This window comes from Ruegeria sp. BF12, from assembly GCF_056538705.1.
The window spans coordinates 100,493-119,236 of record NZ_JBQFTP010000002.1 but is presented as its reverse complement, the minus strand read 5'-3'; the positions used below and the strand labels follow the sequence as shown (position 1 = coordinate 119,236).

18 protein-coding genes are annotated in these 18,744 nt (G+C 57.5%); 9 read left to right on the top strand and 9 right to left on the bottom strand.

Features of this window, described 5'->3' with window-relative positions:
* Positions 1-36 precede the first annotated feature (36 nt).
* A complete protein-coding gene (locus tag ACR0J0_RS03525) occupies positions 37-645 on the top strand; it encodes a TetR family transcriptional regulator C-terminal domain-containing protein (protein WP_480661330.1) in 609 nt (202 codons plus the stop codon).
* 345 nt (positions 646-990) lie between these two features.
* Complete coding sequence (locus tag ACR0J0_RS03520) at positions 991-1,242, top strand: hypothetical protein (protein ID WP_480661329.1); 252 nt, start codon at positions 991-993, stop codon at positions 1,240-1,242.
* Between the two features lie 379 nt (positions 1,243-1,621).
* On the opposite strand, the gene preA is transcribed toward ACR0J0_RS03520, so the two are convergent.
* The 3 genes from preA to ACR0J0_RS03505 form a co-directional block, all read right to left on the bottom strand.
* Entirely contained in the window at positions 1,622-2,926 is a 1,305-nt protein-coding gene (preA, locus tag ACR0J0_RS03515; protein ID WP_480661328.1) for an NAD-dependent dihydropyrimidine dehydrogenase subunit PreA, read from the bottom strand.
* Between the two features lie 45 nt (positions 2,927-2,971).
* Positions 2,972-4,306, bottom strand: coding sequence for an NAD(P)-dependent oxidoreductase (locus ACR0J0_RS03510; RefSeq protein ID WP_480661327.1), 1,335 nt, complete (start codon positions 4,304-4,306; stop codon positions 2,972-2,974).
* Positions 4,307-4,465: 159 nt separating this feature from the next.
* Entirely contained in the window at positions 4,466-5,098 is a 633-nt protein-coding gene (locus tag ACR0J0_RS03505) for a cupin domain-containing protein (protein ID WP_480661326.1), read from the bottom strand.
* Positions 5,099-5,271: 173 nt separating this feature from the next.
* Between ACR0J0_RS03505 and ACR0J0_RS03500 the strand changes: the two genes are divergently transcribed.
* The 3 genes from ACR0J0_RS03500 (at position 5,272) to ACR0J0_RS03490 (ending at position 8,346) form a co-directional block, all read left to right on the top strand.
* Positions 5,272-6,267, top strand: a complete 996-nt coding sequence (locus ACR0J0_RS03500; RefSeq protein ID WP_480661325.1) for a hypothetical protein — start codon at positions 5,272-5,274, stop codon at positions 6,265-6,267.
* A gap of 72 nt (positions 6,268-6,339) precedes the next feature.
* A complete protein-coding gene (locus ACR0J0_RS03495) occupies positions 6,340-7,632 on the top strand; it encodes an O-acetylhomoserine aminocarboxypropyltransferase/cysteine synthase family protein (protein ID WP_480661324.1) in 1,293 nt (430 codons plus the stop codon).
* 3 nt (positions 7,633-7,635) lie between these two features.
* A complete protein-coding gene (locus ACR0J0_RS03490) occupies positions 7,636-8,346 on the top strand; it encodes a GNAT family N-acetyltransferase (protein ID WP_480661323.1) in 711 nt (236 codons plus the stop codon).
* A gap of 2 nt (positions 8,347-8,348) precedes the next feature.
* On the opposite strand, the gene ACR0J0_RS03485 is transcribed toward ACR0J0_RS03490, so the two are convergent.
* Complete coding sequence (locus tag ACR0J0_RS03485; protein WP_480661322.1) at positions 8,349-9,044, bottom strand: SIMPL domain-containing protein; 696 nt, start codon at positions 9,042-9,044, stop codon at positions 8,349-8,351.
* A gap of 209 nt (positions 9,045-9,253) precedes the next feature.
* Between ACR0J0_RS03485 and ACR0J0_RS03480 the strand changes: the two genes are divergently transcribed.
* Positions 9,254-11,149: a hypothetical protein gene (locus tag ACR0J0_RS03480; RefSeq protein ID WP_480661321.1), complete on the top strand. Its 1,896-nt coding sequence runs from the start codon at positions 9,254-9,256 to the stop codon at positions 11,147-11,149.
* A gap of 55 nt (positions 11,150-11,204) precedes the next feature.
* Here the strand turns inward: ACR0J0_RS03480 and hppD are convergent, their stop codons facing one another.
* The gene (gene hppD / locus ACR0J0_RS03475) at positions 11,205-12,302 is read right to left on the bottom strand and encodes a 4-hydroxyphenylpyruvate dioxygenase (RefSeq protein ID WP_480661320.1); all 1,098 of its coding nucleotides are present in this window, start codon (positions 12,300-12,302) and stop codon (positions 11,205-11,207) included.
* A gap of 146 nt (positions 12,303-12,448) precedes the next feature.
* Between hppD and ACR0J0_RS03470 the strand changes: the two genes are divergently transcribed.
* The gene (locus ACR0J0_RS03470; protein ID WP_480661319.1) at positions 12,449-12,904 is read left to right on the top strand and encodes an Lrp/AsnC family transcriptional regulator; all 456 of its coding nucleotides are present in this window, start codon (positions 12,449-12,451) and stop codon (positions 12,902-12,904) included.
* Positions 12,905-12,923: 19 nt separating this feature from the next.
* On the top strand, positions 12,924-14,804 hold the full coding sequence (locus ACR0J0_RS03465; RefSeq protein WP_480661318.1) for a monovalent cation:proton antiporter-2 (CPA2) family protein: 1,881 nt from the start codon (positions 12,924-12,926) through the stop codon (positions 14,802-14,804).
* A 28-nt stretch (positions 14,805-14,832) separates the two neighbouring features.
* Here the strand turns inward: ACR0J0_RS03465 and cobT are convergent, their stop codons facing one another.
* Positions 14,833-15,846, bottom strand: coding sequence for a nicotinate-nucleotide--dimethylbenzimidazole phosphoribosyltransferase (cobT, locus tag ACR0J0_RS03460; protein WP_480661317.1), 1,014 nt, complete (start codon positions 15,844-15,846; stop codon positions 14,833-14,835).
* A gap of 79 nt (positions 15,847-15,925) precedes the next feature.
* On the opposite strand from cobT, the gene cobS reads away from it, so the two are divergent.
* Positions 15,926-16,690, top strand: coding sequence for an adenosylcobinamide-GDP ribazoletransferase (cobS, locus tag ACR0J0_RS03455; protein ID WP_480661316.1), 765 nt, complete (start codon positions 15,926-15,928; stop codon positions 16,688-16,690).
* On the opposite strand, the gene ACR0J0_RS03450 is transcribed toward cobS, so the two are convergent.
* From ACR0J0_RS03450 to fdxA, 3 genes are all read right to left on the bottom strand, one after another.
* Positions 16,687-17,457: a potassium channel family protein gene (locus ACR0J0_RS03450; RefSeq protein WP_480661315.1), complete on the bottom strand. Its 771-nt coding sequence runs from the start codon at positions 17,455-17,457 to the stop codon at positions 16,687-16,689. The genes cobS and ACR0J0_RS03450 overlap by 4 nt on opposite strands.
* A gap of 113 nt (positions 17,458-17,570) precedes the next feature.
* Positions 17,571-18,086, bottom strand: a complete 516-nt coding sequence (locus ACR0J0_RS03445) for a CarD family transcriptional regulator (protein ID WP_480661314.1) — start codon at positions 18,084-18,086, stop codon at positions 17,571-17,573.
* Between the two features lie 284 nt (positions 18,087-18,370).
* On the bottom strand, positions 18,371-18,709 hold the full coding sequence (fdxA, locus tag ACR0J0_RS03440; protein ID WP_480661313.1) for a ferredoxin FdxA: 339 nt from the start codon (positions 18,707-18,709) through the stop codon (positions 18,371-18,373).
* Positions 18,710-18,744 lie beyond the last annotated feature (35 nt).

The following is an 18,744-nucleotide window of genomic DNA, read 5'->3' as shown; positions in this document are numbered from 1 at the left end:
GTGCCCGCTTGGTGGAAAAAGAGACGACCAGGAAACATGCCCAAAGACCGCGCCCCGACCCGAATTCAGAAAAAGAACCGCGCCGCGATTCTTGAGGCTGCGCTGAACGTGTTTTCCGCGCATGGCTTCCGCGGGGCAACCGTTGACCAGATCGCCGCTGAGGCCGGGCTGAGCAAGCCGAACTTGCTGTATTACTTCCCATCCAAAGAGGCGATCCACACCGCCCTGCTGTCCGGCCTGTTGGAAACATGGCTGGCGCCGCTACATGATCTCGACGAATCCGGCGACCCGATGGAAGAGATCCTCTCCTATACCCGCCGAAAACTGCAGATGAGCCGCGAGTTACCGCGCGAAAGCCGCCTGTTCGCCAATGAGCTAGTTCAGGGCGCACCACGCATTCACGAGGCGCTTTCGAATGACCTTAAGGCACTGGTCGATGAAAAGACCGCGATTCTGACGGGTTGGATGGATGACGGAAAAATAGCACGGCTGCATCCCTATCACCTGATTTTCTCGATCTGGGCACTGACGCAGCACTACGCGGATTTCGATGTTCAGGTCCGTTCGATCCTGGGCCATGAAGACCCGTTCGAGGGGGCCGAACCGTTTATCGATACGCTTTATCGTAAACTACTGACGCCCTGACAAAGGGAACGTGCGACGGCCATAGCAAGTAACTTCCGCGCGCGACCATAAGGCGACCTGCGGCGGCTTTGGCGTTGCCAATATTCTGGCGTAGCTGCGTTTCTACTTCAGACTGCTCAAAGTCGCTCAGCTTTTTTCCGTCATGGCAGCAACTGCGAAGTGTGGCGATACGTGGTTGCACGCCCCTTCGCGCTTACAGGCGACGACGAGCTATCAAGGGAATTGCGCAGTTTCGTATGGAGGTCTCGCAACGAATGTGATCCCCGCAAAAATAGCTTTTCAAGCAGCACAAGATCCGGCCGTTTCGAACGCGCTTCCTCCGAAAAAGATAATGGGACCGACAGAGTGAACAACAGTAGTCTCGAAGGCCTAATCACGAGCCCCCAGGTTGGCAGAAACAACTTCGACGAAGGTAACCGTGCTACGGACACGCGCGGCGACAAGCGTTTCGGCGAAAGCAGCGACAGCAAAAGAAGCGACAAAAGCAAAGGTGCTGGCAGCGGTAAGGGCAGTGACAAGGGGAAAGGCGGCGGCAAAGGTAAGGGCAAAGGGAAAGGCAGCGGCAAAGACAAAGACGATGACGATTACGATTACTAAGATACCGACGGTAGCGAAAACGATGGCTCCCCAAAAAGTCTAATACTTCAAAATACCCGCCTTTTGGCTTTTGAGCGGCTTTGAGAAAGCCCGGCTTTTTCGAGGTCTCTCTCTTTCCACCAAACACACGGGATGTATTGGCCGTTACCCCGGTGACTTAGCTGGCACTCAGCTAAGCAAGGTATTCTTTTTGAACGTTTTTCCCGCCGGGCGGAAACTCACCCTTTGGTTATAGATAATAATTAATAGCGGACCATTGGGGCTTTTACCGGGCAAACATACCGCTGTCATTTCGAAGGACGAACAAATGTGTCAACGGAAATTCGGCTCCCCAAAAAGGGCCAACATTTGCCAGCCCTTTGTTGTTTTTGCAGTCGACCTACTCGGCGGCTTTTGCCATCGGGTTGTTCGGATGGGTTGTCCAGTTCGCGTATTCCGGCTGAACTTCCCGTCCGGTACGCGGATCGACCTCTCCGGCCTCCATTGGCACCATCGAGATACACCCGTCTACCGGGCAGACATCCACGCATAGGTTACAGGCGACGCATTCGTCATCCATAACCTCGAACACCCGGTCTTCGGACATCGAGATCGCCTGGTGGCTGGTGTCCTCACAGGCCGCGTAGCACCGGCCGCATTTGATGCACTGATCCTGATCAATCTTGGCTTTGGCCACGTAGTTCAGGTTCAGATACTGCCAGTCGGTGACGTTCGGAACAGCCAGGCCAACGATTTCAGAGACGTCTTTGTAACCTTTTTCATCCATCCATTTGGATAGGCCAGCCGTCAGTTCGTCGATGATCTTGAACCCATAGGTCATGGCCGCGGTGCAAACCTGAACGGTGCCGCATCCCAATGCCATGAACTCTGCCGCATCGCGCCATGTGGTCACGCCACCGATACCCGAGATCGGCAGGCCATGCGTGGCCTGCGCCCGCGAAATCTCGGACACCATGGATAGAGCGATCGGCTTCACCGCCGGACCACAATACCCACCGTGGCTGCCCTTGCCGTCAATTGACGGTTCCGGGCTAAACGTGTCCAAATTGACGCTGGTGATCGAGTTGATCGTGTTGATCAGTGACACAGCATCCGCACCACCATTTTTAGCAGCTTCGGCGGGCTTGCGGATATCGGTAATGTTTGGCGTCAGCTTCACGATGACCGGACGGTCATAGTATTGCTTGCACCAGCGGGTCACCATTTCGATGTATTCCGGCACCTGCCCCACGGCCGATCCCATTCCGCGTTCGCTCATCCCGTGAGGGCAACCGAAATTCAGCTCAATCCCGTCTGCGCCGGTCTCGGCCACGCGCGGCAGGATGGCTTTCCAAGCCTCTTCCTCGCACGGCACCATGATCGAGGCGATCAGCGCGCGGTCCGGGTAGTCAGCCTTGACCCGGGCCATCTCCTCGAGGTTCACCTCAAGCGGCCGGTCGGTGATGAGTTCGATGTTATTCAGCCCCAGCAACCGACGGTCAGCCCCGTAAATTGCCCCATAGCGCGGGCCATTCACGTTCACGACCGGCGGCCCTTCGGATCCCAGCGTTTTCCACACAACTCCGCCCCATCCAGCCTCGAATGCGCGGCGCACATTGTATTCCTTGTCCGTCGGCGGCGCGGACGCCAGCCAGTAGGGGTTCGGGCTTTCTATTCCCAGAAAGTTTGTCTTCAAATCAGCCATTTATCCGGCCTCCCTGATGCGATTCAGCATCCATGTTTTTGTGTTTCACGCGGTCAGACTTGCGTGGATATCCATCGCGGCGTCACGACCTTCGGCCACTGCTGTCACGGTCAGGTCTTCTCCACCTGCCGCGCAGTCGCCACCCGCCCAAACACCGGCCATCGATGTGCGCCCGGCCTCATTCACAGCAATCTTGTTGCCATCCAGCTTTAGCCCCTCAGGCGCGCCATCCAGCTTTTGCCCAATGGCCTTGAGCACCTGATCAGCGGGCACGCGGATCATCTCTCCGGTGCCGGAAAGCTGACCGTCCTGACTGGAAGTATACTCCAATTCGATCTCGGCCGCTGCCCCGTTTCCATGAACAGCCACGGGCTGCACGTTGGTCATGATCTTGACGCCGTGCGAGGACGCGAGATCCTGCTCATACCGGCTGGCCCCCATGGCATCCCGGCCACGGCGGTAGGCGATCGTGACATGTTCAGCGCCCAGCAGTTTCGACTTTACCGCAGCGTCCACTGCGGTCATTCCGCCGCCGATCACCACGACATTGCGGCCCACCGGCAGATGCGACAGGTCCGAGGCTTGCCGAACGTCCGAGATGAAATCGACCGCGTGGCGGACACCGTCCAGATCAGCACCCTGCGCTCGCAAGGCGTTCACCCCGGCAAGGCCGATAGACAGGAAGACGGCATCGTAATTCTCAACCAGACCGTCCAGCGAGACGCCTTCACCCAGCACAGAACCCGTTTCAATCGAGATCCCGCCGATTTTCAGCAACCAGTCGACCTCGGCCTGGGCAAAGTCGTTGGTCGATTTATACGCAGCGATCCCGTATTCGTTCAGACCGCCGGGTTTGGGGCGACTTTCGTGGATTACTACGTCATTACCCAGCATCGCCAGCCGATGCGCACAGGCCAGGCCTGCTGGCCCTGCCCCGATCACGGCAACCGTTTTGCCCGTGGGCGCAGCCCGCTCAAACGGGTGATCTCCGGCCACCATGACACTGTCTGTCGCGTAGCGCTGCAGACGACCGATCTCAACCGGCTGCCCTTCTGCAGTTTCGCGCACACAGGCCTCTTCGCACAATGTCTCAGTGGGACAAACGCGGGCGCACATGCCGCCCAGAATGTTCTGCGCCAGAATGGTCTCGCCCGCAGCTTCGGGTTGGCCAGCCTGTATCTGCCGCATGAACAGCGGAATATCGATATCCGTTGGACAAGCCGTCACACATGGCGCGTCGTAACAAAAATAGCACCGATCTGCTGCCACAGCCGCCTCATGCGCGGCCAGAGGCGGATGCAGATCCGTGAAATTCGAGGTCAGCTCATCGCTGGACAGCCGCCCGGAGACAATGCCGGAGGCAATCTGGCCCTGTGCCATCACTCTACTCCCTGTAGATATGTTCGTTATGACCTCAGCTTGCCACAATCTGATTTTTTATCAATTGGTAAAATTTGCCAAATGGTCAAAAAATCAAAAAACCGCGCATCGAGGCGCGGTTTTCAGCTGGTTTCGCCTGTTTTTCACGCAAATGGATGTTCAAATCATTTCGGACAAGTGACCGGATTTCACCCAGATACGCGCTCCTGACGACCCAGCGACGGCGTTGGACTGCGTTCCGGGCGGCAATCTCAGCCAATCCCAGGTCGCAAATTCTTCACCAGATTCCTGAAGCCCGCCCTCAATCACGAACAGTTCCAGACCCTGAGCTGCATCCAGATCCAGTGTCTCACCCGGTTCCAGATTAAGAACACGAACCTCTTCATGTTCGTCCTTAAAAAGCCGAACCGTGCCTTCACCATTGATCGAGCGGCGCAGTTCGGTCCGGTCTTCGGGGTCGAACTGGTGCAGCTTGACCAAGATCGTCGCGCCCTCTTTGGCCGACGGCGTGTGGGAAGATGTCGGAGGATTGCGAACATAGCTGCCAACAGGAAAGTCACCGGTTTCGTCCTGAAAAACACCATCCAGCACCAGATACTCTTCGCCCCCGTCATGGGTATGCGGGGCAAATGCGCTACCCGGGGCGAAACGAACGATAGTTGTGGCCCGCGCCACCTCTTCGCCAATACGATCGAGCATTTTGCGCTCGACACCAGCGGCAGGTGACGCGACCCATTCGCTCTGGTCGAAATGAACTGCGACCCGCTTGGTGAAATCCGCGTTGACCCTCATAAGCCCTCTCCTTTGCACGCCCAAAGCATTACATGGGATCGCCTCGACCGTTTTCAAATTTCCCGTCTGGAAAATCCTTCACATCTGGTTTTGACGACCCGCGCTGCGTACTGTACGTCGAGGACAAACCGAGCAGCGCCGGAATTCGGCAGGAAAATTCTGAAAGTGACCCGATGAAGGCCAACGACCAGAAATTTAACATCGTCATCATCGGGCAAAACAATCGGCTTCAATACGAGGCCCTGTTATTCGCCGCGTCTTTGCGGCACAGCAGCCCCGATTTTGCCGGTCGATTACTTGTTGCTGTTCCCCAACCCGGGCCGCGCTGGCCACAGGACCCCAGCATTCAAAATGAGGACGTTCTCAAGGCCCTGCGCCAGTTGGATGCTGAGATATTGCCATTCGACAACACGGTTTTCGGTAACAGCTATCCGCATGGCAACAAGATTGAAGCGCTTCTGGCCATGCCCGAGGGCGAACCGTTTGTTTTTTTTGACAGCGACACGCTGATCACCGGTGACCTCAACAGTGTGCCCTTTGATTTCGATCGCCCTGGCGCCTCACTGCAGGTTGAAGGCACCTGGCCCAAGCCCACTCTCTACGGCCCCGGATTTGATGGCATCTGGAGCGCGCTCTACCGGAGGTTCGGACTGGATTTCGAAAGCTCGCTGGATACCAGTCAACCGTTGGATTACTGGCGGCGCTATCTGTACTTCAACGCCGGGTATTTCTTCTATTCCTGCCCGCGAAAGTTCGGCGCGCGTTTTCTGGAATATGCCCGCACGATCCGGGATGGGGATATTCCGGAACTGGCAGGCCAGAACCTTGATCCGTGGTTGGATCAGGCCGCTCTGCCGTTGGTCCTCCATTCTTTTGGCGGCGGCCGTGATGCCCTGCCCCCGGGCCTGCTGGATGGCTCCGTCAGTTGTCACTACCGGCTGTTTCCGCTGCTCTACGCCCGTGAAAGCGATCACGCGGTCGAGGTGCTGGAAACCGTTGTGGCACCAAACCGGATCAAGAAGGTGCTCAAGGGCTATGACCCGATCAAGAAGCTGGTTATTCAGCGCAAGGGCCACAAGATCCGGGCACTGTTCGACCGTGAAAACCTGCCCCAGCGCGAGCAGGTCATTCGCAATCAGATACGCAGCAAAGGCCTTTGGATGCGTTGACAGGATTGTTGTGCGCGCGGGCCCAATCGCCTAGAGATTCAGCAACACACATTCCAACAGGAGATTTCCAAGATGTCTGACGGCCCTACCTACGGTTTTGACACGCTTCAAATTCATGCGGGCGCGCGGCCCGATCCGGCAACTGGCGCACGTCAGACACCTATCTACCAGACCACGGCCTACGTATTCCGCGACGCAGACCACGCGGCCGCTTTGTTCAACCTGCAAGAGGTTGGCTTCATCTATTCCCGCCTGACCAACCCGACCGTGGCCGTACTGCAGGAACGCATCGCCACGCTGGAAGGTGGTGTCGGCGCGGTGTGCTGTTCTTCGGGCCACGCGGCACAGATCATGGCGTTGTTCCCGCTGATGGGACCGGGCTGCAACGTGGTGGCTTCGACCCGTCTGTACGGCGGCACGGTTACGCAGTTCAGCCAGACCATCAAACGGTTCGGTTGGTCGGCGAAGTTCGTCGACACCGATGATCTGGACGCCGTGAAGGACGCCATAGATGAAAACACCCGCGCGGTGTTCTGCGAGTCCATCGCCAACCCCGGTGGTTATGTCACCGATATCCGCGCTTTGGCCGATGTGGCTGACGCTGCGGGCATTCCGCTGATCGTCGACAATACCTCGGCCACGCCTTACCTGTGCCGCCCCATTGAACAGGGCGCGACGCTGGTGGTGCATTCGACCACAAAGTACCTGACCGGCAACGGTACCGTCACCGGCGGTTGCATCGTGGATTCAGGCAAGTTCGACTGGTCGGCAAATGACAAGTTCCCCTCGCTGAGCGAGCCGGAGCAGGCTTATCACGGCCTGAAATTCCATGAGACCTTCGGCCCGCTTGCCTTCACCTTCCACGGGATTGCTATCGGCCTGCGCGATCTGGGTATGACGATGAACCCACAGGCGGCGCATTACACGCTGCTGGGCATTGAAACGCTGTCCTTGCGGATGGAGCGTCACGTCGAAAACGCGCAAAAGATTGCGGCCTGGCTTGAGGCAGATGACCGCGTGGAATACGTCACCTATGCTGGCCTGCCCTCCTCGCCCTATCACGAACGGGTCAAGGCGCATTACAAGAAGGGCGCGGGTGCGCTGTTCACCTTCGCGGTCAAAGGCGGCTATGACGCTTGCATCAAACTGGTCAACGCGCTGGAAATCTTCAGCCACGTGGCCAACCTGGGCGATGCACGGTCGTTGATCATCCATTCAGCCTCGACCACGCACCGTCAGTTGACGCCAGAGCAGCAAGAAGCCGCAGGCGCGAGCCCGAACGTTGTGCGTTTGTCTATTGGCATCGAAGACGCAGATGACCTGATCGCGGATTTGGACCAGGCGCTGGCCAAAGCATCGGCCTGACAGATGAGCGGGCACGATACCAACGATCTGGGCCAACCCATCGGACTGCCGGTGTCAGGCGACTTCCCTCGCCCGACCCCGCCTTATACGCCGATGGGCGGCCGCCATTGTTCCGTCGTGCCGCTGGACGTGAACCGGCACGCGCCCGGATTGTTCCGGGCGTTTGCCAACGACACGGATGGCCACAATTGGACTTACCTGCCCTATGGCCCGTTCGACAGTGAACACGCGTTTGAAGATTGGGCGCGTGCAAACTGTATGGACGCCGATCCAATGTTTCACACAGTACTGGACAGCAACGAAACACCCGTCGGCATGGCTTCGTTCCTGCGGATTGAACCCGCGGCGGGAGCGATTGAGGTCGGGCACATCCACTTCTCGCCCCTGCTGCAACGGAAACCTCAGTCGACAGAAACCATGTTCCTGATGATGCGCCGCGTCTTCGACGAGTTGGGATATCGTCGCTATGAATGGAAATGCGACGCACTAAACACGCCGTCATGCCGGGCGGCCGAGCGGTTGGGTTTCACCTACGAAGGCACATTCCGACAGGCTACGCACTATAAAGGCCGCAATCGGGATACTGCTTGGTATTCCATCATCGACAGCGAATGGCCCCGTATCCGCAGCGCTTTCGAGGCGTGGCTATCACCGGACAATTTCGATCAGACGGGCCAACAACGACAACCGCTGATGGCCCGCGCCAACACCTGAGATCACTCAGAGATTTCGAATTCCATCGTAACGGTGACCGAAACGGAAACCTCTCCGCCAGCGACCGGTACGCCACCCGCTTCTGCGGCGCTGAATTCACGCATCATAGCCACGGGACGAACTCCGCCGACCTGTTCGCTGATCTCCTGAACCGGTCCGAGCGTCACGTTTGCCGCCTGTGCAAGCTGTTCGGCCTTGGCCGTTGCTTCTGCAACCGCATTGGCCCTCGCCCGCGCTTCCAGCGGCTTGGGATCTTGTACACCAAAGCTCAGCCCGCCAAAGTCATTGGCGCCGTCCTGAATAACTGCGTCCATGATCGTTCCAAGCTGCGACAGGTCACGAACGCGGACGAAAACGCGATTCGATGCAACAAAGCCGGAAATCTCCGGCCGATCTCCGGTCGAGCTGTTCCGATTGTTCCAAACCGGCGACAAAGACACATCACGGGTCTGCACGTCGCGCGTTTCGATCCCAAGCTCTTGCAGGCGATTCAGCACCTGCGCCACGGCGTCCGATGTGGCTTTCATGGCGTTCGACGCCTGCGCGTCCTCATTGGTGACGCCCAGCGTTATGGTCGCCATGTCAGGCGCGGCCTGCACAGTTCCCGCAGCGTCAACAGTGATGCGACGTTCTTCCGCATGGGCGAGGCCGGCCACCGACATCGACAATACTGCGGCCAGAAAAGCGATTTTATTCAAGGTCTTCCCTCCGATTTGCTTTGTCCCAACATGGGGTGGCGGTGGTCTGCCGAACAAGGGGAAAGACCGGCTTTTTCTTTCCCTCGGCGGGATCCTGCTTTAATGTCACTCTGCGAACGAACAGTCGTTTGCACAGATGCTGACAATTATGGTTCTTCCGGATTATGAAACCCGCCTTTGCGCTGTCTTTTTCTAGCACCGGAATATCCTTGCACCACCATTCGGACGACGATTGGTTCTGCGTTGGCGAGGTCTCTCTGGATGCGCCGGACCTGAATACGCAGATCGTCGCATTGCGAGACAAAGGCTTTGCCCTCGAAAACGACCTGAACTGCAAGCTGGTTATCCCAACGGATCAGGTGCGATTTCTGTCCATAACGACCGACGGGCTTGGCCCCAAAGAAAGCGCCGACAAAGCGCGCGCCGAACTGGCCGATGCCACGCCTTACGAACTGGATGAATTGGCCTTTGACACAGCGACAGATGGTCCGGTCATCCATGTAGCGGCGGTTGCCAAACAAACCCTGGAAGAAGCGCGGAGCTTTGCGACTGAGCATGGGTTTGTCCCCGTTCAATACAGCACCCTGGTCGAAGGACAGGACTTCCCGTCTGAACCCACGTTCCACGTCGACGATGCGAACACCCCGACGGTAGCTGAGCCAGACGAGGTAGAAGCACCCTCTGCCAACGAACCCGGCCCCGCCGTTCATGCAATTGCCGAATCCGAGACCCCGACAGAATTTCGCTCCGCCCCGACGGTGAAGTCCCCAGCCAACGCACCTGCAACTCAGCCCATCACTCGGTATGCCATTCCTGCGGCTGCGGCCTGTGTGATCGTTGGCATTGCCGCGGCCATATGGTCACTGACAGGTCCCGACGATGAGGAACTTACCGCAGCGGACACCGTTCAGGTCGAGGATACCGAGTCAGCCGTTGAACCCTTGGCCAGTGACACCCAGATTACCCAAGCAGCGCCGGAACCAGAGGTAGTCGACGAGCCGGAAATTGCGGTCATTACCCCACCGGAAGCCCAGCAACCTGCGCCGGATGAAGAAGCGGCACTGGATCTTGTCGAGGAAACGGCTCCGGACCTGAGCGCCACCGACGCCGCGATCCTAGAGGCGCTGAATGTTGCGCCGACCGCCGTCGAACAGGTCGAGCAAGACGCCGAGCCTCAGCAATCTGCAACGCAGACAAGTATCGAGATTACCGCTCCAGGCCCTCTGCCTGACCCGATACTGGCACCGCCCGAAGACCTGTATCTTGCAACACTGGACAAACCAGACCTGTCGCAGGACGCCGTGGCGCTGCCCCCTGTCAGCAGTTTTGAAACCGACCTGCCGTTCGAACAGTCCGCGCTGCCTGCGCAAGCTGGTGCTCAATTCGATCTGGACGAACGCGGCCTGGTCACGCCCAGTGCCGATGGAACACTGAACCCCGACGGGGTTGTTGTTTATCTGGGCCGTCCAGCCAAAGTTCCTCCGGTCGTTCCGGTCAGGTTCGAACAGGAACCAATTGAGGAAGACCCAGCAGACCGGCTGGCGCAATACCGCCCAAAACCACGGCCCAGTAACCTGTTGGAAAGCTTTGAGCGCCAGCAACTGGGCGGGCGCACGCGCGAGGAACTGGCTGTACTGCGCCCGAAATTGCGCCCCGCGTCCGTGCAGGAAGAGACCGAGGTTGATCACACGCCGACCGCTTTGGCTGTCGTTCGGGTACCACGACCCAAAACGCGACCCGCCGGGCTTGCGCCGCCGACCAGCACTCAGACCGCTAATCTTGGGTCGACCGCTGCGATTGATCAAAGCTCCGATGAGCCAGGGTCTTTCCAACCGAAAAGCGTTGCGCCCAAAATACCCTCGACCGCTTCGGTGGCACGACAGGCGACGATCGACAATGCGATCAACCTGCGTAAACTGAACCTGATTGGTGTCTACGGCACCCCGGCCAACCGGCGCGCCCTGGTCCGGTTGCCGAGTGGCCGGTACAAAAAGCTGAAAGTCGGAGACAGGCTGGACGGCGGCAGCGTCATCGCCATCGGTGACAGCGAGCTGCGATATCAAAAGCGTGGCAAGAACGTGACCTTGAAGATGCCTCGAAGCTAAAGGCACAAAAAAGGCGGCCTAAATGACCGCCTTTCACATGATTCAAGAAGAACTTTTAAGCGGCTGAAATTTCACCGCTTTCGATCTGCTCGCGCTCGATGGATTCGAACAGAGCCTGAAAGTTCCCTTCGCCAAAGCCATCATCACCTTTGCGCTGGATGAACTCGAAAAAGATCGGGCCAATCACGGTTTTCGAGAAGATTTGCAGCAGGATCCGCGTTTCTCCGCCGTCCAGAACCCCCTCGCCATCGATCAGAATGCCGTGCTTCATCATCCGGTCCAAAGGCTCTTCATGGTCCGCGACGCGGTCCCTGGACATCTCGTAATACGCCTGGTTCGGACCCGGCATGAACTTCAGGCCTTTTTCGGCAATCGCATCGGTCGAGGCGTAGATATCTTCGCTACCGACGGCAATGTGCTGAATACCCTCACCTTTGTATTTCTGCAGGTAAGACACGATCTGCCCGGTTTCGCCCCGATCTTCGTTGATCGGAATGCGGATACGGCCACAGGGCGACGTCAGCGCGCGGCTAAACAGGCCAGTGAACTTGCCCTGAATGTCAAAGAACCGGATTTCGCGGAAGTTGAACAGGTCCTCGTAGAACTTGAACCACTTGTCCATGTTGCCCTTGTAGACGTTGTGGGTCAGATGATCGAGGTAATAGAACCCGTCGCCGCGCGGTTTCGACTGGGTGGTCCAGTTGAACTCGTGATTGTAAGGCGATGTTTCGTAATACTGATCGATGAAATAGATAAGCGACCCACCGATGCCCTTGATTGCCGGGACGTCCATGGTTTTGTCGGCAGCGTCATAGGGCTTCGCCCCTTTTGAAACCGCGTGCTCATAGGCCTTTTGCGCGTCCACAACACGCCATCCCATCGCGGGCGCGCAGGGTCCGTGCTCTTCGACGAACTTGGCGGCAAAGCTCTCGGGATCGGCATTAAGGATGTAAGTTACATCGCCCTGCTGCCACAGTTCGACCAGAGGCCTTTCCTTGTGGTGCCCGACCAGTTCGAATCCCATCTTGGCGAAAAGATCCCGCAGTTCCTGAGGTTCGGGATGGGCGAATTCGACAAATTCAAACCCATCGGTTCCGGCGGGATTTTCAGGGCTGATGACAGATTTCGGGGCGTTATGCGGGAAAGGACCCATGGCGCGTCTCCGTAAAAACAGGAATTTCTTTGCTGATTCCAAAATACGCCTTATCAAGCGCTGTTTCTGCGCATAGTTTTTGTGTAAACTCTGTTCATGCGCGCAAATCACGCACATTTTTAAGATATTTTGGAGAAATTCCGCATATGCTGGATTCCACCGATACGCGTCTGCTGTCTGCCCTGCAAAAGGACGCCCACCTGACTGCGCATCAACTGGGTGAAATGCTGAACCTTTCACCAAGCCAGGCCGGGCGTCGACGTCAACGGTTAGAGGCCGAAGGCTACATCACCGGTTATGCCGCGCGGCTGGATCCACTGAAACTGGGCCTGCAGGTTCAGGGCTTCATTCAGGTGCATCTGGGCACCCATGGACCGGAACAATCCGAAAGCTTTGCCCGCATGGTGAACACACGGCCCGAGATCACCAGCGCCTGGACGATGACCGGTGAGGCAGATTACTTGCTGCATGTCTTTTGCGACGATCTTTCCGCGCTCAATCGCTTGCTTCACCAAGTGATACTGCCGCATCCTGCAGTGGCACGGGTGCACAGCCAGATCGTGATGGACCAACTAAAACGCGACGCGCCGTTGCCTACCTGACCGGACCGAGAGGACAAACATGGACGATTTCCTTTACCAGGCTTCAATCTATCTGGCTGCCGCCGTGATAGCAGTGCCGTTGTCGGCACGTCTGGGGTTAGGGTCAGTTCTGGGCTATCTGGCTGCTGGCATTGTCATCGGTCCCGTTTTTGGACTGGTCGGCGCCGAGACTGAAAGCCTGCAGCATGTGGCCGAATTCGGCGTCGTCATGATGCTGTTCCTGATCGGGCTTGAGCTGGAACCAAGGGCGCTATGGGACATGCGGGATCGGCTACTGGGTCTTGGGGGCCTGCAGGTTCTGCTGTCCACAGCCGCGATCGCCGCTGTAGCCATGTATGCAAACCACCCGTGGTCCGTCGCTTTGGCTGTCGGGTTGACCCTGTCTCTGTCCTCGACCGCGATTGTTCTGCAGACCCTTTCGGAAAAGGGACTTATGCAGACAAATGGCGGTCGGGCCACGTTCTCGGTGCTGCTGACCCAGGATATCGCTGTCATTCCAATTCTGGCCTTGCTGCCGCTACTGGCTCTGCCAGCAATTCCCCATCTCGAAAGCGACGGCTCGATTGATCGAGGTACGGGCGCAGCGCATGACGCGGCTCATCACAGCCTGTCTCTGGTCGAAGGCTTGCCGGGCTGGGCCGTCACGTTGGTTACGATTGGCGCGGTTGCCTTTGTCATTCTGGCGGGCATCTACCTGACACGCCCCCTCTTCCGCTTCATACACGCCACGCGCCTGCGCGAGATGTATACGGCGCTGGCGCTGATGATCGTCGTGGGCATTTCCTTCCTGATGACCCTTGTTGGACTTTCCCCTGCCCTTGGCGCGTTTCTGGCGGGCGTTGTTCTGGCCAGCTCGGAGTTCCGGCACGAAATGGAAAGCGATCTTGAACCGTTCAAGGGACTGTTTCTTGGGCTGTTTTTCATCACCGTCGGCGCTGGCATTGATGTCGGGTACTTTTTCAACGACCCGCTTGACCTGATCGGGCTGGCACTGCTGGTCATATTGGCCAAAGGGATCATTCTGTTTCTGGTCGGGCGCGCATTCCGGTTGCGCGGCCGGGATCACTGGCTGTTCACGTTGGGCTTGGCTCAGGCGGGCGAGTTTGGCTTTGTCCTGCTGGCCTTTTCGACCCAGCAGAACGTCATTCCTCCGGATCTGTCCCAAAAGCTGCTGATGATCATCGCGCTGACCATGCTGATCACACCGCTTTTGTTCATCATCTACGACCAGCTATCGCGCCGTATCGGTGACGGCGTTCCTCAGGCCGAGCCGGATGAGATCGACGAAAAAGGCCCGGTCATCATCGCGGGGATTGGGCGTTTTGGTCAGATCGTAAACCGGCTGGTCCGGGCCAGCGGATTCAAGACAGTTGTGCTGGACCATGATATCGAGACGATCCAACTGATGCGCCGATTTGGCGTCAAAGGATTCTTAGGCGACCCGACACGGCCCGAGTTGCTGCGCGCCGCTGGAATTGAAAAGGCGGCCGTATTGGTGGCCGCAATGGATGACCCCAAACAGGTCACACGACTGGTCGGCTATGCCCGCCGCCAACGCCCCGACCTGCATATCGTGGCACGGGCGCATGATCGCACCCATGTCTACGAGCTGTATCAGGCCGGTGCAAACGACATTGTGCGTGAGATGTTCGACGGGTCGCTACGGGCGGGCCGCTATGTCCTGGAGAACATTGGACTGAGCGAATATGAGGCCGCGCAGGCCGAGCAGACCTTTTACCACCATGACCGGTCTTCTGTGCGTGATCTGGCTGAATTGTGGATTCCCGGTATGCCAACCGCAGACAACAAGAAGTACATTGAACGCGCGCAGCAGCTTGAGAAAGACCTTGAGACCGAATTGCTGGAACTGGCCGAAAAACACGCGAAGAAATCGGCCTGACCCGTTTTTGCGGATCAGGCCATTTTGATCAGCCGTCCGAAACGCCCGCTTCGGCAAATGTCGCCATACCGGAATGGCACGCGACAGCGCTTTTGAGGATGTTGATGGCCAGCGCCCCGCCCGAGCCTTCGCCCAGTCGCAGCCCAAGGCTCAACAGCGGTTCCTTTCCAAGTTTGGCCAGCACAGCACCGTGCGCCCCTTCGGCGCTTTGGTGGCCTGCGACGGTGTGATCCAGCGCGCCCTCGGACGCATCGGCCAGGCAGGTCGCAGCAGCCGAACAGATAAAGCCATCCAGAATGACCGGAATACGCAGGGCACGGGCTGCAGCGATGGCACCGGCCATGGCCGCGATTTCACGCCCACCCAGACAGCGTAGGATTTCCAGCCCATCGCCGGATCCGCCATGCAGGGCCACACCTTCGGCCACGACGCGGGTTTTATTGGCCAGACCAGCATCGTCGACACCGGTACCGCGACCGGTCCAGTCCGCGGCCTCACCGCCGAACAAAGCACAAGCGATGGCAGCCGCCGGGGTGGTGTTGCCGATCCCCATCTCGCCAACCACCAGCAAATCCGCGTCAGGGTCGACAGCTGCCCACCCTACACGCAGCGCCTCCAGCAGTTCATCCTCGGACATGGCCGGGCCAGTGGTGAAATCTGCAGTTGGCCGGTCCAGATCCAGCGCGTGGACATCCATCGTCGCACCGGCCGCCTTGGCCAGTTGGTTGATCGCCGCGCCGCCATGTTCAAAGTTCATGACCATCTGCACGGTCACTTCTGGTGGAAAAGCCGATACGCCCTGTGCAGTAACGCCATGATTGCCAGCAAAAACGATGACTTGCGGGGCAGAGATCTGCGGCCGGGCATCCCCACGCCAGCCAGCGTACCAAATCGCCAGATCCTCTAGCCGTCCCAATGCGCCAGGGGGTTTCGTCAGTTGTCCGTTTCGGTCAGCGGCGCCCTGTAGCGCGTCGCCATCCGGTCCCGGCGCGTTCTTCAGAGCTTCTCGGAGAGTATTCAGGTCATTCAGTTCGGGCAGCATCCAAAGCCTCGTTGCATCAGAGTGGTCCTGTGTGTTTAACCGAAGCGTCCGAACCAACAAGACCCCGAAAGGCGCGAGAGTGAACAAAAACGACACCAAACTCTTTTCCGCGTGGGATTTTCCGCTGTCGCTGGTGCTGCTGACGCGCCTGCCGATACCGCGCCTGCCGGAAAACGTGTTTTCAAGGCAAGCCAACGCGGCCTGGGCTTTTCCACTGGTGGGGCTGGTGGTCGGCCTTCTGGCCTGCGCTTTCGGCTGGGCAGTTATGGCTGTTGGCCTGCCCGCAGTGGCTAGCGCGGCGATCCTGGTGGCGGGTCTGGTCATAGCTACGGGAGCAATGCACGAGGACGGGCTTGCAGACACGGTCGACGGTTTTTGGGGCGGTTTCACCACCGAGCGTCGGCTGGAAATCATGAAAGACAGCCATATTGGTGCCTACGGTGTCCTGACTCTGATCTTCACGCAATTGCTACGCGTCGCATTGATTGCAGCCCTACTGGCCGCAAACGAATACGCAGGAATTCTGGCGGCCTGCGTCATTTCTCGCGCATTCATGCCGATGCTTATGTCCGTGCTGCCGAACGCCCGAAACAGCGGATTGAGCCATTCGGTCGGAGGCCCAAAGGCCGAAACTGCAGCAATTGGTTTCGGCCTTGCTTTTGGCTTGTCCTTATTGCTGCTTGGATCAAGCGCTTTGATCCCCACTGTTTTTTCGGCTCTGGCCGTCGGTTGCCTTGCTATGCTGGCCAAAGCCAAAATCAACGGTCAGACAGGGGATGTACTGGGCGCATCACAACAACTGGCAGAGCTTACGTTTTTGGCTGCAGTGACCGCAGCGATCTAACTCGTCCCACCGGTTTCAATCCTAAGCGTTTCGCCACAATGTTTGCAGTGCACTGCATCGGGGTCGTGCCGGTACAGGCCGCAATTTGCGCACCTGTGGCGCACTTTCTGCGGCATGAAGATTGCCTGGGCCAACCGGACGAACAACGCCACGCCGACAATCATGATAAAGACCGAAAACAGCTTTCCCGCGGGCGTGGCCAGAGTGATATCTCCGAACCCGGTCGTGGTTAGAGTGGCCATGGTGAAATAGAGCGCGTCGATATAAGCGTTCGGACTATTTTCGGGGATGAAGAACACCAAAACCGCCGTCGAGGTGGCGAATACGAAGACCAACAGGTTGATCGCTGCAATTACCGCGTCCTCATGCGTGCGAAAGAAATCGCTGTCGCGCCGCAAATCCCTGAGCAAATGATAGGAATGGATCAGACGCAAAGCACGCAAGATTCGCAGGAACGCCAGGTTCCACGGCAAAAAAAGATCAACCAGAAGAGAAACGATCACAACTATATCGGCCAGCGTGTAGATTTTGCGCAGCAACTTCCACCGATCTTTCGCAATCCACATCCGTGCAGAAAAATCCAGAACGATGAAAAACCCTATGATCAGACTGGCAACTGTGAAACCCAGACCGTGCTCGCCCCTAGCTGTGGCCACGAAGAAAATGATTGTGACCGCATCAAACAAGATCAGGACATACCGAAACCAGACCGAAATCGGGTCGTGCCCAACATACAGATACTTAACTGTTTGCTTCAAATTCACCATCTACGTGCCTCTGCCTATTGGGAAATTAACGGCAATTCAGACATTCACCAAGCCGCGAACACAAAAAAGCCGCCCCCTTTCGAGAGCGGCTTGGACATTGAAAACTGTTGCGGTTACGCGGCAGCAGCGCGCGAGGTCAGAACCTCATCAACCTGCTTGGCAGCAGACACTTCATCGGCACCGGAAACAGCAGCGACTTCGCGGGTCAGACGCTCCAGCGCGGCTTCGTACAGCTGACGCTCAGAGTAGCTCTGCTCGCGTTGGTCATCGGTGCGGTGCAGGTCACGAACAACTTCTGCGATGGAGATCAGGTCACCCGAGTTGATTTTCTGCTCGTATTCCTGTGCCCGGCGCGACCACATGGCGCGTTTCACCTTGGCCTTGCCCTTCAGCGTTTTCATCGCCTGGCTGATAACGTCCGGCGAGCTAAGCGAGCGCAGACCGGATTCCGTGACCTTATTGGTCGGCACCCGCAGGGTCATCTTGTCTTTCTCAAAGGAAATGACAAACAGCTCGAGTGAGTATCCCGCGACTTCCTGCTCTTCGATCGAGATGATCTGACCCACGCCATGGGCGGGGTAGACAACATAGTCGTTCGGGCGGAACTCAAGCTTTTTCGACTTAGACATACAGGTTCATCCTTGGTTACGAGAGCGAGGATCAGACAACAAAATACCCCAAACCGTGCCATCATCAGGCCCGGTCAGGCTGTGAATTTGTCAAAAAATCAGAACTCCAAAGTGTGCATACTTACGGAGTCATCCCCATCTCATTCATCATTCAGCTTCCGAGTATATCACAAAATTGCGACGCCCGAAAGGCCAGCGCCCCTGAACCTTAGAAAGCCTGATGTTTTTCAGGGGCATACGTCTTGAATTGGCAATTGAACCTACCGGTTCAATGAGCGAATCGCTTAGCCACCTTCGCCGGGTGCTTCAGAGAAATACTTCTCCATCTTACCCTCTTCACCGTCGCGTTCTTCTGCACCGGGCAAAGGGTCTTTTTTGGTCACGATCACCGGCCACTGTTCCGAATACTTCCGGTTGAACTCAACCCATTGATCCATGCCCGGTTCGGTGTCGGGGCGGATGGCGTCGGCGGGGCATTCCGGTTCGCACACGCCGCAGTCAATGCATTCATCGGGATGAATGACCAGTGTGTTCTCACCTTCATAGAAACAGTCCACCGGGCATACTTCGACGCAGTCGGTGTATTTGCAGGCGATGCAGTTTTCGGTGACAACATAGGTCATTGTGGGATTCCCATTAGCGGTTTGGGCGTCTAGCT